Annotated in this window: 13 protein-coding genes and 1 pseudogene; 2 read left to right on the top strand and 12 right to left on the bottom strand. The window is 42.3% G+C overall.

The genetic code is table 11. The features are described from left to right. Nucleotides 1-38 precede the first annotated feature (38 nt). The 10 genes from rfbC to rfaH all read right to left on the bottom strand — a co-directional run bounded on the left by rfbC (nucleotide 39) and on the right by rfaH (nucleotide 10222). The gene (gene rfbC, locus Q4Q54_RS19595; protein WP_311989325.1) at nucleotides 39-575 is read right to left on the bottom strand and encodes a dTDP-4-dehydrorhamnose 3,5-epimerase; all 537 of its coding nucleotides are present in this window, start codon (nucleotides 573-575) and stop codon (nucleotides 39-41) included. Next, the gene (gene rfbD / locus Q4Q54_RS19590; protein WP_311989324.1) at nucleotides 576-1451 is read right to left on the bottom strand and encodes a dTDP-4-dehydrorhamnose reductase; all 876 of its coding nucleotides are present in this window, start codon (nucleotides 1449-1451) and stop codon (nucleotides 576-578) included. 2 nt (nucleotides 1452-1453) lie between these two features. Continuing rightward, on the bottom strand, nucleotides 1454-2317 hold the full coding sequence (gene rfbA, locus Q4Q54_RS19585; protein ID WP_311989323.1) for a glucose-1-phosphate thymidylyltransferase RfbA: 864 nt from the start codon (nucleotides 2315-2317) through the stop codon (nucleotides 1454-1456). A 76-nt stretch (nucleotides 2318-2393) separates the two neighbouring features. Further along, nucleotides 2394-3482 (bottom strand): dTDP-glucose 4,6-dehydratase, encoded by a 1089-nt coding sequence (rfbB, locus tag Q4Q54_RS19580; RefSeq protein ID WP_311989322.1) that lies wholly within the window; start codon nucleotides 3480-3482, stop codon nucleotides 2394-2396. Between the two features lie 230 nt (nucleotides 3483-3712). Then, nucleotides 3713-4684 carry a Wzz/FepE/Etk N-terminal domain-containing protein gene (locus Q4Q54_RS19575; protein ID WP_311989321.1) on the bottom strand — a complete coding sequence of 324 codons (972 nt, stop codon included), beginning with the start codon at nucleotides 4682-4684 and terminating at the stop codon, nucleotides 3713-3715. A gap of 209 nt (nucleotides 4685-4893) precedes the next feature. Beyond that, nucleotides 4894-5271 carry a four helix bundle protein gene (locus tag Q4Q54_RS19570; RefSeq protein WP_240129361.1) on the bottom strand — a complete coding sequence of 126 codons (378 nt, stop codon included), beginning with the start codon at nucleotides 5269-5271 and terminating at the stop codon, nucleotides 4894-4896. An 80-nt stretch (nucleotides 5272-5351) separates the two neighbouring features. After that, on the bottom strand, nucleotides 5352-5789 hold the full coding sequence (gene hepT, locus Q4Q54_RS19565) for a type VII toxin-antitoxin system HepT family RNase toxin (protein ID WP_311989320.1): 438 nt from the start codon (nucleotides 5787-5789) through the stop codon (nucleotides 5352-5354). Then, entirely contained in the window at nucleotides 5786-6205 is a 420-nt protein-coding gene (gene mntA, locus Q4Q54_RS19560; protein ID WP_311898031.1) for a type VII toxin-antitoxin system MntA family adenylyltransferase antitoxin, read from the bottom strand. The genes hepT and mntA overlap by 4 nt, the downstream gene beginning before the upstream one ends. 111 nt (nucleotides 6206-6316) lie before the next feature. After that, nucleotides 6317-8803: an SLBB domain-containing protein gene (locus Q4Q54_RS19555; RefSeq protein ID WP_311989319.1), complete on the bottom strand. Its 2487-nt coding sequence runs from the start codon at nucleotides 8801-8803 to the stop codon at nucleotides 6317-6319. A gap of 912 nt (nucleotides 8804-9715) precedes the next feature. Next, nucleotides 9716-10222, bottom strand: a complete 507-nt coding sequence (gene rfaH / locus Q4Q54_RS19550; RefSeq protein ID WP_115334226.1) for a transcription/translation regulatory transformer protein RfaH — start codon at nucleotides 10220-10222, stop codon at nucleotides 9716-9718. 476 nt (nucleotides 10223-10698) lie between these two features. Here rfaH and Q4Q54_RS19545 point away from each other — a divergent pair, with 476 nt between their 5' ends. After that, the gene (locus Q4Q54_RS19545) at nucleotides 10699-12204 is read left to right on the top strand and encodes a peptide MFS transporter (RefSeq protein WP_311989318.1); all 1506 of its coding nucleotides are present in this window, start codon (nucleotides 10699-10701) and stop codon (nucleotides 12202-12204) included. Nucleotides 12205-12304: 100 nt separating this feature from the next. Here Q4Q54_RS19545 and Q4Q54_RS19540 read toward each other — a convergent pair whose 3' ends face one another. Together Q4Q54_RS19540 and Q4Q54_RS19535 are read right to left on the bottom strand one after the other, a co-directional pair. Beyond that, nucleotides 12305-13408 carry a response regulator gene (locus tag Q4Q54_RS19540; protein WP_311989317.1) on the bottom strand — a complete coding sequence of 368 codons (1104 nt, stop codon included), beginning with the start codon at nucleotides 13406-13408 and terminating at the stop codon, nucleotides 12305-12307. A gap of 120 nt (nucleotides 13409-13528) precedes the next feature. Next, nucleotides 13529-14314, bottom strand: a complete 786-nt coding sequence (locus tag Q4Q54_RS19535) for a VacJ family lipoprotein (protein ID WP_106651057.1) — start codon at nucleotides 14312-14314, stop codon at nucleotides 13529-13531. 219 nt (nucleotides 14315-14533) lie between these two features. Here Q4Q54_RS19535 and Q4Q54_RS19530 point away from each other — a divergent pair. Continuing rightward, a pseudogene (locus tag Q4Q54_RS19530) lies at nucleotides 14534-15447 on the top strand (flagellar hook-length control protein FliK); the annotation flags it as partial.

Raw genomic sequence — 15447 nt, 5'->3', positions numbered from 1 at the left:
TAAATCTAATAAATAGATTTAATGTTAAATCTTTTATTTTATATATCATTAAAACCAACACCATTACTGTCTTTGACAGATAATAAGGGAGGAGAAAGTAGAGGCCATCTAATATTTAATTCTGGATCATTCCATTTTAATGTAATTTCGGATTCTGGATTGTAATAATTTGTACATTTATAAAAAAATTCTGCTTCATTACTTGTAACATAAAATCCATGTGCAAAGCCTTCTGGTATCCATAGTTGCCGCTTATTTTCAGCAGAAAGGTATTCTCCTACCCATTGACCATATGTTGCCGACCCATCACGAATATCTACTGCAACATCGAATACCTCACCAGAGATAACTCTCACTAATTTTCCTTGGACATTTTCAGTCTGATAATGTAAACCTCGTAGAATCCCTTTTTTTGACTTAGAGTGATTATCCTGTACAAACTTTGTTTCTTTTCCTGTAACAAGCTCTTCAAAATTTTTCTGGTTCCAAGTTTCCATAAAAAAACCGCGCTCATCACCGAAAACTGATGGCTCAATGAGCTTTACATCAGGAATTAATGTATCAATTACCTTCATCTATAAATACTCTTTAATTCTTATTAATGCAGCTCGCCAATCGCTTGATTGAATACCAAAGTAAAGCTGGATCTTATTGCAACCCAATTTGGAGTTTACAGGACGCTTGGCTGGTGTTGGATACTGTTCGCTTGTGAGCGCGTTAATACGCATCTCCTTATTGAGTATACCTTGTGTCTTGGCTTGGTTGAAAATCTCACAAGCAAATTTATGCCAGTTCACATGGGGTAAGCCTGAATAGTGATAAATGCCAAATGATTGATTCCCCTTATTAATTGCTTTTGCCATAACGATTAAGGCATTGGCAATATCACCAGCATACGTAGGCCCACCGAATTGATCGCACACGACACCTAACTCATCACGGTTTTGCGCTAAACGCAGCATGGTTTTAACAAAGTTATTGCCTGTTTCGCAAAATACCCAAGCGGTACGCAATATAATATGCCTCTGGCAAGCAGCAGCAACGGCTAATTCACCCGCCAGTTTACTTTTACCATACACACCTTGCGGTTCAGTAGCATCCGTTTCTAAGTATTCGTCCTCTTTATTACCCGAAAATACATAATCAGTGGAGATATGCAATATTGACGCCCCGATTGCATCAGCCGCTTGGGCTAGCAATTGCGGACCATCACGATTGATAGCATAAGAAAGCTCAACTTCTTGTTCGGCCTTATCTACAGTGGTATAAGCAGCAGCGTTGATGATAGCATCTGGCTTAAATTCATTGACCAGCTTGGTGACAGCTGCACCATCGGTAATATCTAGTTGTAAGCGATCAACCGCAAGAAATTCAACGTTTGGCATCAGACTCAATTGCTGAACAATGCAGTTACCCACTTGGCCATTACTACCAGTAACGAGGATTCTCATAATTAACCCGCCAGCTGATTGAGATATTGTCCATAGTCATTTTTAAGCATCGGCTTGGCGAGTTCGCGTAGTTGTTCTTTGGTTAACCAGTCATTGCGATAGGCGATCTCTTCTAAACAAGCAACTTTCAAACCTTGAACATGTTCAATAGTTTGAACAAAAGATGAGGCCTCGTGAAGGCTCTCATGTGTACCTGTATCTAACCATGCAAAGCCACGACCTAGCAATTCCACATTCAACTCACCAGCATTGAGATACATCTCATTGAGGGTCGTTATTTCTAGCTCGCCACGATGTGATGGCTTTACTTGCTTTGCTAGCTCAACGACTTTGTTATCGTAAAAATAAAGGCCTGTAACGGCATAGTTTGACTTAGGTTTTATAGGCTTTTCTTCAATAGAAATCGCCTTCATCTCTGCATCAAATTCCACTACGCCAAAACGTTCAGGGTCTTTCACTTGATAACCAAATACTGTTGCTCCTGTAACTCTAGAAGCTGCATTTTTTAGTGTTTTGGAAAAAGACTGACCATAAAAAATATTGTCACCAAGTACTAAGCAAACATTGTCATCGCCAATAAATTCTTCACCAATAATAAATGCTTGCGCTAAGCCATCGGGTGATGGCTGTACGGCATAACTCAAGTTGATGCCAAAATCTGACCCATTGCCAAGTAAACGTTTGAAGCTGTCATTATCCTCTGGGGTTGTGATAATTAATATATCCCGAATTCCAGCTAACATAAGTGTGGATAAAGGATAGTAAATCATTGGCTTATCATAAATCGGCAATAACTGTTTTGATACTCCGCGAGTTAATGGATATAAACGCGTACCTGAACCGCCGGCTAGAATAATTCCCTTCATAGTAAAATCAGTTCCTAGATAAATAGATCCTAGGTTTAAAGAAAAACTAGGACATAAAACAAAATAATAAAAGAGATTAAATGCCTAAACGCTCTCGCTGATAGCTACCATCTTGGACATGCTGACACCACTCTTGATTCGCTAAATACCATTCAATAGTTTTACGAAGGCCTGTTTCGAAGGTTTCTTCTGGTTGCCACTTAAGCTCATTACTCATTTTTGTTGCATCTATGGCATAGCGGCGGTCATGGCCGGGCCGATCGGTCACATAGATGATTTTATCTACGTAAGGCGTAGCTTTGGGGACTAATGAGTCCAATATGCTACAAATGGTTTGCACCACTTCTAAATTCTGTTTTTCGTTATGACCACCAATATTGTAGGTTTCACCAATTCTGCCCTCAGTAACCACTTTGTATAGTGCGCGAGCATGGTCTTCGACATATAACCAATCGCGGATCTGGTCGCCTTTACCGTAAATAGGCAATGCCTTACCTTCGAGTGCATTAAGGATCACCAGCGGGATTAGCTTTTCAGGAAAGTGATACGGACCATAATTGTTGGAGCAGTTTGTGACTATGGTCGGTAGTCCATAGGTGCGCAGCCAAGCTCGTACTAAATGGTCACTTGAGGCTTTAGATGCCGAATAAGGACTACTAGGCGCATAAGGCGTTGTTTCAGTGAATAGCGGTAACTCTTTATTCGCTGAAGGCTCCGTACCATCTTCAATATCATCAGGATGCGGTAAATCGCCATACACTTCATCGGTTGAAATATGATGAAAACGGAATGCCGCTTTACGCTCGGCATCAAGTTGTGTCCAATATTGGCGTGCAGCTTCTAACAGTGTATAAGTACCCACAATATTGGTTTGAATAAAATCTGAAGGACCTGTGATTGAGCGGTCAACGTGGGACTCTGCCGCTAAATGCATTACAGCATCAGGTTGATGCAGAGCAAACACGCGCTCAAGCGCTGCACGATCGCAAATATCCACCTGCTCGAATGCGTATCGTTGATTTTTTTCAACACTTACAAGAGATTCAAGATTGCCGGCATAAGTTAATTTATCGACATTAATTACACTATCTTGAGTATTGTTGATGATGTGCCGAATAACTGCAGAGCCAATAAAGCCAGCACCACCGGTGACAAGTATTTTCATTATTTACTACCAAAATTGTTGAATTTAGCCATAGTAAATGGCCGATATAGAATGAGAAATGCAGAGGATGTTCACTTTCTCGTCTCAGCCTTCAAACCCAGCTGAGACGCTTTTTATCCATTTGAAGACAGTCGCTCTTATTTCTAAGTAAGCACTATCCCTTGTAGAGCCTAGGTTTTACTGTTTTTCTACCTCTCTATTTTTTTAAGGCAGTACCTGCAAGCTCTTAATTAATCTTCTTTTCTAACAAAATGCCTAATTAACACAAACATTATACCGAACATCCCACCCAACATAGTACCTAGTACGCAAATTAATGCGCGTTTAGGTTTCGCCTTTTCTTCAGGTACTAATGCTGGATCTATGGTTTTAAATACGTACTCATCTCGTACTTCAGCGAACATAATGGTTTTAGCTTGTTCTTCCACCAACTTATAAAGAATCGTTTTAATATCGGCGACATTAGTTAGGGCAATTTGTCTATTTAAAAACTCACTGCTGCGATTAGCCTCGGCAACATCACGCTCTTTCATGACTTTATTAATATCTTCGATTAACCAAGTAACCCATTGTTTTGCAACGCTTGGGGATACATGCTCAACCGCTAGAGTAACCATTCCAGTTTCTTTATCCGTATTAATAGCTAATATTTTGCTAAAAACTTTATAGGCTTCCTGCATTGAAGGTTCTGATTTAAGTGGAGGGTCAACTTCGCGTACCCAATGATTTGATTTAACATCATAAAGATCCGCATCGTATACGATTATATCCAAATCTCGATCCCACTTTTTTGCTGCCATTATATCAGCAAGAATATTATGTTTTTGAATGAAATCACTGGTAAATTGACGGGATTTTAATACTTCAATAGCAAGTTGCGTTTTATCTGTGCCGCCTTTAGCACCTAAATTAACTCCCGCAAGACTGGCTAAACCGCCAAATTGAGAGGCTAAGGCACTTAAGCCCCCACCTTGTTCCTCGGCAGCAGGGGCCAGTAATGCCTCAGACTTATAAATATTGGGTTGCATTATCGCAAACACCACAGAACCAATGGCAAATACTGTAGTAATGGCAATGATGAGCCATTTGCCTTGCCAGATGACGGCAAATAGCTCACGTAAATCGATTTCATCATCTTGTGCTTGAGGAAACCTTGCGTCGGATTGGTATGTGTTTGGATTTTGAGTAATTTGTGTGTTCATTGGTTCTTCAGGTTCTAGGCCCTAGGTGCTAAGCCCTAGGAAAGCTTAAAGATATTTAAAGAAAGTGTTAGGAAAAGCAGAGCACTGCGCTTCTAGGGGCTAGCGCCGAGAGCGAAGCGTCCTAAGTGCTAGGGCCTAGAGCGAGCTTGCGAGCGTTCTAGCAGCAGCGCTTTTTGCTGCGTCCTAGAGGCCGAAGGCCGTCCTAGTTTTTAAGTACTTTTATAATCTGCGGACTCTTCTCGGACACTGCCTTTTCGTATTTTTATCAAAGAAGCAATCATTGCTGAAATTTCTTTAGCCTCTTTGATAAGAGTCATTCCGTTTTGCTTGTCTATCACGCCAATTTCTATCGCAATATATATCTGAGTAATCAGTTCCCCAGATGAGCCTTTTGCAAAATAAAGAAATCTTGCGGACTCTGCATTCGACTCACGTTCCTCCCCCTCAGCAATGTTTGAGGGAATAGAAACTGCCGCTCTGGTCATCTGATCTCTGAGCCCATAATCTCGGCAATTTTTAAGTTCCTTATATACATCACATGAAAGGCGACAAGCGCGTTTCCAAACATCCAGTTGTTCGAATCGCATTGGGGCTCCTTAAAAGCAGAAACTAGGACGCTGCGCTTCTAGGGCCTAGGGCCTAAATCCTAGAGCCATGCAGTGGCGTACTAGCAGGCCGAAGGCCGTTCTAGCGCCGCTAATCCTTGATAGCAAAAATCAAAAATTACCGCGTATAACTGCTGGCGGATGACAACTTCTAGCAATGGTTCGTCCAGATTCAAATAATCATGCACCAACACATTACGCATGCCGATTATCTGACGCCAAGGCGCATTGCCTTTAAGTAAGCCTGCGTAATTTAAAATATCAAAGGCTTGATAGGCCTCCAATATTGGACGTTGATTTACTTGTTGCGCCCAATGTTTGGCAATACCAATTGCTGACTCAATGCTTATTTGCATTAAACGTTGTAAAGCTAAACGCTGATATTTATCAAGTGGTGCCTGCAAAAAGTGGTTACGCAATTCTTCTAAATCACTTTGGCACTGCTGCACATGGACACGCATTGCCGCTAAATACCCGTCATGTTTTATGTTCTCGCTCATGTATCACCCACTGCTGTAGTTTTTACCTGCTGTAGATAGTCGGTTTCATATCGCGACATGATTTTCCCCACACCTTGCAGCATTAAACCTCGCTCACGGCAATACCAAAGGGTATTGGCTTGTAGAACTTCGATACCAAGCAGAATGGGTGCTTGCATAAGGTCAATCACCGACAATTGGCCATCACGTAGCTGTAAACTTTGCTGCCAATCCAGTAGAAGCATCTCGGGACGCATACGCCGAGCAAAAATATCTGGCTCAAAGGAGGTAAACTGCACAGCTAAATCTAAATCACTGTGCTCATGAGCCAATCCCTTAGCGTGCGAACCGTATAGCCAAAGCGCGTTTATTTGCTTATCTGCATCAGCCAATTTCAACAACTGCATCTTGCAACGGTTAAATTCTTGCTCAGTCATGGTACCTCCGTGGAAAAGCAGAGCGATTGCTAGAAGCAAGGGTGCTTCGCTGCTAGCAGCAGCGTTTTGTACTGCGCCCTAGAAGTTGCGGAGCAACGCCCTCAAACTTTGCTACAGCCCTGAGATTACAGACACTGCGACAGCTGTGTTGTAGATAATCCCAGTGACTTGGCTCCAAAGTGTTAGGTTATCTTTATATTCAGTATCTAATGGTACAACTATGGTATCGCCTGGTTCCATGGCACTTCCGCCATTAAACCAAAAAGATGATTCAGGCATTTGGACAGAACCATCAGCTTTTAGTACATAAGAGCGTGATTCATCGGCACGTTTACGCGCTCCGCCGGATAAAGCCAGATATTGATCGAAAGTCATACCTTGCTTGTATCTGTGTGTACTTGGGTGTTGCACTTGGCCCATGACTGAAATCGTTTGATTAGTCGGTGGAATGTACAAGGCATCGGCATCCTCAAGCATAAGGTTTGCGCTATCAATCCCTAATTCTATGGCATTAATATCAATAACTAATCGACCTACCGTTTTGACATTCTCGAGCTCATTGAGCATTTGCTGTGCATCGTTATAACCAATAGTTGGGGTATCTTTGGTCAACGCTTTCGCAGCAATCTCTCGGCGCAATTCATCAGCAAGTTTTGATAACTCAAGTTGCTCTTTATCTTTTACTGACTTACGTAAAAATACTGCACTGCGAGGAGCTGCATCGCTCGTTAAGCCGCCAGCACGAGCAAGAACATCCTTTAAACTTTCACCGCGTTGAATGCTATAGGTACCGGGGAACTTGACTTCCCCTTTAATGGTTACCCAACGAGTCTCTTGCCAATCGGGAAGGGTGCGAACCGTTAGAATATCGCGGCTTTGTAGCTTAATATTTGCAGATGGATCATTTTGCATTACGCGATCTAAGCTCAGCTGTACATGCTCAACTGACACCCCATTTTGCTCAGAAACCTGTTGGCGTGTTAATTCAGCAGAGAGTGTATAAGCGCCTTCCTCTAAACCACCGGCAGCGATAAGTAGCTCTTTAACATCAGCATTAATCGTGATGGGATATTGGCCAGGAAAACGTACATTTCCATTAATACTGACCAACTTAGCAGCATCGCCAAAACGGCTTTGCTCTCTCAGCTTTTGAATTATTGGCTTTAGTAACGCTTCGCGGTCTGCATAATCAAACACTATGATTGAATCACGCGGATTCAATTGAGGATTGTAGTGTGATTTAGGCTCACCTATTGCGCGTCCGAGCGCAATACGCTCAACTTGAATATCGCCGCGCTGATTTATCTCACGTACTAGTAAGGCATAATCCAAATCAGCTGAAATAGTGAGGTCACCCCAAATTGAAGGAAGTAAATCCGCAACGGTCAGACCTTTCGTCCATTGATACTTACCAGGTCGAACGACAGCACCAGCGACAGTAATCGCATTATCGATACGGCTGGAGGCCGATCTTACATTTAAAAGGTCACCATTTTTAACTAAGGTGTTTAAACCCGCATTTTCGGTTAAATCAACACTGATTACGGTTTTAACTGATTCGTTACTGAAACGTTCAACCGTACTTGCTTTAGGATAAGCGCCTGGGTTTAGACCACTCGCCATGCGAATAACATCGGCCATTGTTTCATTATTTTTGAGTTCATAAATAGCGGGACGACGAACCTCCCCCATCACACTCACCGAACCACCTGAAGATGGAATGAATACGACATCACCAGATTGTAAACGAATATCCCCAGAGGCATCCCCGCGAAGCAGAAGATCATATAAGTCTAAGTGGCCTACCGTTTTACCAGCACGCTTAATTTGAATATTGCGTAAACTACCAATTTGGTTCACGCCACCAGAGATAAATAGGGCTTGAGTAATTGTCGATAAACTTGAAACTGTGTAAGAGCCTGGTTGGAAAGCATCACCTGCAACGAAAATGCGGATTGAGCGTAATTCGCCCATAGTGATATTTGATTCAATGCCGATCATGCTTTGGCTAATCTTTTGCTGTAATAATTCGCGCACCTCAGCAAAACTCAAACCAACTAGCGATATAGGCCCTAAATTAGGGAACTGAATGGCACCATCACGGCCCACTGTTAATGTGTATTGGTTATTTTCTTTACCGAACAACTGAACATTCAGACTATCACCAGGACCAATCATATACTCAGCAGGTACGGGTACATCGCTAACTGGCGCAAATGTACTTGGTGAACCCGCAAAGAGGTCGTAGCCAAAACGTTTGAGTTGATTTTCTTTCTTGTCTTCAATTGCTTCAACTGTAGATTCTGACTTAGTCGCTTGATTTAACTGGTCGCTCTCCGATTGATCAACCACATTATTTTTCGCCGCGCGCGGAGTCACTACTGTAGGATTTTCAACAACTGTCGCTGTAGCACCAGCCCCAGTTATGATTGAAGGGTCAACACCATATTGGCGTGCTAATCTTTCTTGTTCAGACTTAGGTAATGCTTTGAACTGCTCGATCATCTGCGGAGATGGCGTAATGGCATTAGCCTGCGCGCCCATCAAAATCGCGGCACTTATGCCTAGTATGATGAATTTTTTGACTTGTCGTAGCACCAGATATCTCCGTTTATAAAAATTGGGGCAAAACTTATTTTTTAGAATTTAGATGTAGCACAATTCGTTCTACGTTTGAGCAGCAAACAGCTTGATGTCTTTACAAAACCTGAGCCTTTTCAGGCACGCTACCGATCCGCATGGCGGCCAAAGGCCTTCGGCGTTCGCTTAACGAATGAAACTATTCATTCGATAAATATATCCCTATATAACTGCCAGTTCGGTATCCATACCTCTCGTTCGAGAGCCCAACCTACGGTTTCTCACCTTTCAGGCACGCTACCGATCCGCGTGGCGGCCATAGGCCTTCGGCGTCCGCTTAACGAATGAAACTATTCATTCGATGCCCTTCAGGCACGCTACCGCCCATAGATTGCGGCTTCTATATTGCCCTTCGCGACGCGAAAATTCATATTTTTCAAGCAATAAAGCTATAACATTCTTTGATATAAAGAATGGCAAGGCTCTAATCCTTTAGTATTCCTAGCGAGTAACATCATCAAACTTGTGAGAAAACACGCCGAGCAATTTCTACTTTGGGTAAGCAAAAACAAATAGCTTAACTAGGCTAATTGTCGTCTTTGCCTCAATATCCACATTTAACACTTAGCTAGCCTCCACTATGGGCGACCAGATTATTAAAACATTATCACAACATTGAGTTTTACAAGTCTACTGTAAACTTTCAGTTTTAGCTGGTTAATTAACAAGCAAACACAAGGCATTTGTTCGAATTTCAAACAACAATTTGTTGCCAAACCAACCAACTATTTCAGACAACCTGTAACTCATTGATTTATAGATTTTTCAATGATTTTTATTTATTGTAGGCAAAAAGCAATAATCACTAAAATAGCTAATGTCTTACAAAAACTTCATCTTAAGTCTGACAATGAAGTGTGATCCAACTCGCTAAATACTAACCCGCTCAACAGTTTGTTCTGGCACTGTAACTGTCTTTATTTGTCCCATTATGTTGAATAGAACATGACAACGCTTGTTCGGGCATTTTTCTTGGAAAATACCTTCTAAATCAACAAATGGTCCATCTGTAAAACGAATTTTTTCCCCAGTTTTTAGCTCTGGTACTTCGGCTAATACCGTTTGGGAAGGCGTTAATTCTTTCATGCGAATGGCATGGATAATTCTGTCGTCAATGGGCGTCATTTTTTCTTGACAATTAACGATTCGATTCACACCACGAGTAGAGTGGACCTGCCTAACACTTGTTTGGCTTGGGTCGAAATTGATGAATAAATAATTAGGGAATAATGGTACACGACAGACTTGTTTCCGCCCGCGTTGAGATTTCTCTTCAGAGACCATAGGTAAATACGTCTCTAAATTTTGAAGTGCTAAGTTCTGTTGTGCTCTCGCTTCACTACGAGGCTTACAATACAAAAGGTACCATGCCTTCATACGCTAATCTCACTACCCTATTTTAAGTGACGTCCATTCACGGGCGGCAATCATAGCAAAGATGCTTAAGTCGATGGAAGCAGTTTTTCGCCGTTCTCTGACATCTCGCTCGGTATACATACAATGCGCACTTAGATTAGCGAATTCACATCTAAAAGCACGGTAATACTATATTGCTGATAATGTCACCACTTGGTTTACCAAAATTGACTTTGGTTGCTTTTAAGGGGTATATAAGGTGGGATTTTAGCGAAAATACTCATTTCACAGCTAAAAATATTACTTTTATTATAAAAACGTAACAATAACCCATACGTAACTAGCGGTTATTCAACAATTAATGAATGCATTAGTATGAATTGATTGCTGATTAAACCTGCAGGCGATATGGGGACGAGCAACAACCATTTTTCTGTGGTGACATCATCCTGTTTCAGGGGCCCACAGGCAATCACGAGCTTAAGGTGGAAGACTTCATGAGCGTAGCAAAACCACAAGGAACGATGCTTGGGCATCCTAAGGGATTGTTCCTGCTGTTTACAACAGAACTTTGGGAACGTTTTAGTTATTATGCAATGCGCGCCATTTTGGTGCTGTATTTAGTTGATAAAGTACAGAGTGACGGCGGGCATGGTCTAGGTTGGACTCAGGCTGAAGCATTATCACTTTATGGTACCTTCACAGGTTTAGTTTACTTAACGCCACTTATCGGCGGTTGGTTAGCCGATAACATTTTGGGCCAACGTAAAGCCATTTATTTGGGTGGTGCTTTAATGGCTGCCGGCCAATTCTTACTTGCCGCGCCGCATAGCTGGATCCCAGGTTTAGAAACAACGGTGTTCTATATCGGCCTAGGCACTCTTATCTTAGGTAACGGTTTATTTAAGCCAAACATCTCCACTATGGTGGGGGATCTATACGAAGAAGGCGACCACCGTCGTGATGGCGCATTTACAATTTTCTACATGGGCATCAACTTAGGTGCTGCACTTTCAGGCTTTATTGTAGCTTGGGCTTACACTAGCTTCGGACACGCGGCTATCGTTAACGGACAAGAAGTATTTGTTAACAACTGGCAAGCAGGTTTCTTCTGTGCTGGTGTTGGTATGATCTTCTCTCTAATTATCCAATTCTTGTTTGCACAGAAGTATTTAGGCGATATAGGCAGAGTGCCAGCCGCTAAGCTTGAAAAACAAAAAGCGGAAGAAAAAGGCGAAATACGTAAAGAACCACTCACAAAAGTCGAGCGTGACCGTATTAAGGTCATCATGGTAATGGGTTTATTTACTATTATCTTCTGGGCTGGTTTTGAACAAGCGGGCGGTTTAATGAACTTGTTTACAAACGAGTTCACCGATCGTATGGTCGGTACCTTTGAAGTTCCGACAACTTGGTTCCAATCGTTAAACGCTATCTTTATCGTATTATTTGCCCCTGTGATTGCTTCTATCTGGATCCGCTTAGGTAAGAATGAGCCTAACTCGCCAGTGAAATTTGCACTTGGTCTGTTTTTACTCGCGATCGGTTTCCTATTTATGATAGGCGCTGTAATGCAAATGGGCGGTGATGCATCAGTTAAATCGAGCATGTGGTGGTTAGTGGGCGCTTATTTCTTCCATACTATGGGTGAACTGTGTTTATCACCTATCGGTCTGTCTATGGTGACTAAACTGGCTCCACTGCGTATTGCCTCTTTGATGATGGGTGCTTGGTTCCTATTCGTTGCAGCCGCCAACAAGATTGGTGGTGTTGTCGGATCATTCATCGGCCATGGCGGAGAAAAAGAAGAACAACTAGCCAATGCAATGGCGATTTTCTCTGGTATTGCCATCACAGCAGCTCTCTCAGGCATTATCCTGTATTTTATGGCTGATAAGTTAGTGGATTGGATGCATGGCGCTGAGACTAAGCATCATACTGAAGCTGAAGCCTTAGAAGACGAAATAGCCGTTACCGCTGAGCATGAAGCAATAAAACGCTAATAAGCTCTGCGACTGTAAAAACAAAAACGCCTTACTAGCATTAGTAAGGCGTTTTTTTTATGTCGAATTTGGGCTGAATACTGATTTCATTTAAGACGAACTAGAGGCTCAACTGTAGGAAGCCACCTTCGGGGATTGTGGCATCGTAAACCAACCCCTTAAATTTATTATCAAGCAAAGCCTGTTTATGTTCTGGCTCACTGGTCGCAATACACAACTGCTCTTGCGGTAAAATACTGCGGAACTGAATGCTCGGCTTACCCCAATCTAATACGCCCAGCTGTAGGCTCTCTGAAAGCGCTAGCGGGCTTAATCCCTCGTCATTACGCAGATAACAACGCAGTCCCTTCCCAGCCTGTGCGATAGCAGCACGGTACTTAGTTAGCTCAATGGAGACATAAATCATATCCGCTTTGATATCGAGTCCCGATTTAACTAGACGCTCGTTCAAATAGCTCATCATATTGAATGGTTCAATAATGCTTTGGCTTTGGCCATTTCGAAAATCTTTAAGCTTCTGATTAACAAAACTTCTCAGCAGAACACAGGCAAAAGCGGCTCGATTATCTTCGGGATATAAATGCGCCATATACATGATCAAGTGATCAGTGCCGACCATTGTTGAATCAATAAAGTAACTGCTAATGTCACTATTTTTATACAAACTGTAGTCAACTTTGGCGGCAGGGTAACTTATGTTTGAAGCGGGGAATAATTGTTGCTGCACTTGCTTGGCCGCGGCAACACTTTGCTCAAGTAAAGCGAGGTTATCACTTAACTCTTGATGGGATAGGGCTTCAAAATCCGCGGCTTGGGTATCATCAATGTAGGAATTATGCAGGCTTTGCTTAATGGCTTGTTCGATGATGAATAAATCGGATACTGGCTTAACGAGATAATCACTGGCGCCAATCCTTAGGGCTTCAACAACGTCAGCCATGACATTATTACCTGAGATCACAACTGAAGGAACCAGTGGCGCTAACCTTGTCATTTCCTTAAGCATATCGAGCCCACCAAGCTTAGGCATGCTTAAGTCTGCAAGAACAACATCAAAGTGCTGCGATTTGAAAAATGATAATCCTTCTTCACCGTCACAGGCTTGTGTAACTTGCGCGCCTCTACTATCAAGAAAGCTTGCAACAATCTGCCTAAACACAGGATCATCTTCAACTAAAAGAACCGCAACACCATTTAACGCCATAAAAGTTCCTGAATAGAATTCATCGCATTGCCATTACTCAAGTGAACATACCGATAACGTTATTCGATAAGGCGAACACTTGCATACTAAAGACAAATGCTGTCAAGTACGGCCTATTGGTTACTCTAGCTCCTGCATATACTGTTCGAGTAACTCATCATCATCTTGTTTTTGAGGAACATTCCCATCATAGACTTTATAGTCCATGTGTTGTAAATACGCATCTTTGACAAAGGCATAGGGATCGAGTGCATTATCAACGAGTCGCTCTTGATCGATCGCAGATGCTCTGGAGTGAAGATTTTTAAGTCCCCATTTAACAATGGTTTGCCACATTGTTAGCTCAGACAAGGGAAAGTATAGACCATCAACCCAATCAGACGCGAGTTCTCGAACGACATAAGGACCCGCAAACGGTGCCATGAAATAAGGTCCATTGGGTACGCCATAATAACCAAGCACTTCGTTAAACTCATCTTGCTTACGGCTCATGCCCATCATATCTGCGACGTCAATGACACCTAATAGACCAACAGTTGTGTTAATCGTAAAGCGTCCACCCGCATTCGCCGCCCAGCCCCACTTTCCCTGCAGCACGTTGTTTACTAAGCTGCTCGGTTCTTCTAAATTCTGTACAAAATTATTGATGCCCGTTTTAGCAGGCATAGGAACGTAATCGTTGTAACCATGGGCAACTGGGCGATATAAATATCTATCTAAATAGAGATAGTTAAAATCCCACATTGCACGGTTAAAGCCTTCGAACGGATCTCGGGGATCATCATAGGTGATTTGTACTTTAGCAGGTGTTTCCTGCTGAATGGTATCTGATACGGGTACTTCAGCCGCTTGCACTTTAGGCAACAGCAATAACCCCAAAGATAATCCCATCCATTTTAACTTCATATCGCTCTCTTAATATAAATGTACAGCTTAGGCAGCAAGTTTTCGCTAAAGTGACAATACAAAAATGACGATATAAAGATAATTCGTCTTAGTGGCATACTATCCAGTATGACAGTTCCGTTGTCACAAGGCGCATAAGCATACTTGGCAAAAAAAATTGGTCAATTGTTAATTTTACAAAACGAATATATCGCCGAATAAACTATATAAGGTCTATAAATGGAGTCGATTCCACTTGTTAGCAGTCAAAATCCGCAGTTACATACTGCGACAGCCCAAGCTGATGCTCTCAATGCTTCTCCGCGCCCTATTCCAGCTCAGGTGCAAACCTCGCCTGAAGGAGATAGTATTATTCTAAACGGTACAGAATATAATTTAAAGCTTGTTAACGCTCAGCAGCGGCAAATATTATTGACAGCGAATACTTTTCTAGTCACCCCCAATGCGCAAAACACGCCACCAACAACCACAGCGACTCAAAATCCCATCAGCCAACTGCTTGCTCTAGCCATGCCTATTGCGCTGAAAGTTCCAGAGGCTGTTATCAAGTTGGCGCAACAAAATGGCATATCTCAGGCGCAGCTTTCGGCTCTTGCGGCTCGAACTCAAGGCTACCCGTTACCGAACGTCACAATTATTAACAAAGAGTTTCAATTTGCTAATGGCACTGTTGTAGCACAAGATTCTGGACCTCAGCTGAATCAAGGAGAATTCTTAGCAAAAATAACCTTTCAGCAAGGGCGACCTATTTTATTACTCACCCCAATACAGAGCAAACTCGAAATCGTTATTGGGGCGCCAGTAAATGAAACTCAGGTTCCCACAAATAAATCGTCTTCTGACATTGTTATCGCTAAAGTTGAGCCGGTTCAGATCATCGCCTCCTTTTTAAAAAAACTTGAAACTATCGTTTCTTTACCTGAGCCAACAAAACAAACTGCCACGACAAAGGTAGATACACCGGCAACTATGCTAAGCGGTAGCACAACTCAACCAGAAAAGTTAAATACGAGTACAGAAGGCGTCAAAAACAAAATAGCAAACGATGCTGGCATACCGCTTTCGAATACCAGTAAAGGGCCTGTCACGAACCTTAACAGCTCATCGGGCTCTTCAAGTTCGCTAAATTCACA

It is taken from the genome of Shewanella sp. SP2S2-4 (genome assembly GCF_031932025.1).
Taxonomy (GTDB): domain Bacteria; phylum Pseudomonadota; class Gammaproteobacteria; order Enterobacterales; family Shewanellaceae; genus Shewanella; species Shewanella baltica.
Note: the sequence above shows the minus strand (reverse complement) of the source record. Positions and strands in the feature narration are given on the sequence as shown.

Bases quoted from the DNA above. Each gene is read 5' to 3' on its own strand.
- rfbC (WP_311989325.1), bottom strand. From the start codon at position 575: ATGAAGGTAATTGATACATTAATTCCTGATGTAAAGCTCATTGAGCCA.
- rfbD (WP_311989324.1), bottom strand. From the start codon at position 1,451: ATGAGAATCCTCGTTACTGGTAGTAATGGCCAAGTGGGTAACTGCATT.
- rfbA (WP_311989323.1), bottom strand. From the start codon at position 2,317: ATGAAGGGAATTATTCTAGCCGGCGGTTCAGGTACGCGTTTATATCCA.
- rfbB (WP_311989322.1), bottom strand. From the start codon at position 3,482: ATGAAAATACTTGTCACCGGTGGTGCTGGCTTTATTGGCTCTGCAGTT.
- Q4Q54_RS19575 (WP_311989321.1), bottom strand. From the start codon at position 4,684: ATGAACACACAAATTACTCAAAATCCAAACACATACCAATCCGACGCA.
- Q4Q54_RS19570 (WP_240129361.1), bottom strand. From the start codon at position 5,271: ATGCGATTCGAACAACTGGATGTTTGGAAACGCGCTTGTCGCCTTTCA.
- hepT (WP_311989320.1), bottom strand. From the start codon at position 5,789: ATGAGCGAGAACATAAAACATGACGGGTATTTAGCGGCAATGCGTGTC.
- mntA (WP_311898031.1), bottom strand. From the start codon at position 6,205: ATGACTGAGCAAGAATTTAACCGTTGCAAGATGCAGTTGTTGAAATTG.
- rfaH (WP_115334226.1), bottom strand. From the start codon at position 10,222: ATGAAGGCATGGTACCTTTTGTATTGTAAGCCTCGTAGTGAAGCGAGA.
- Q4Q54_RS19545 (WP_311989318.1), top strand. From the start codon at position 10,699: ATGAGCGTAGCAAAACCACAAGGAACGATGCTTGGGCATCCTAAGGGA.
- Q4Q54_RS19540 (WP_311989317.1), bottom strand. From the start codon at position 13,408: ATGGCGTTAAATGGTGTTGCGGTTCTTTTAGTTGAAGATGATCCTGTG.
- Q4Q54_RS19535 (WP_106651057.1), bottom strand. From the start codon at position 14,314: ATGAAGTTAAAATGGATGGGATTATCTTTGGGGTTATTGCTGTTGCCT.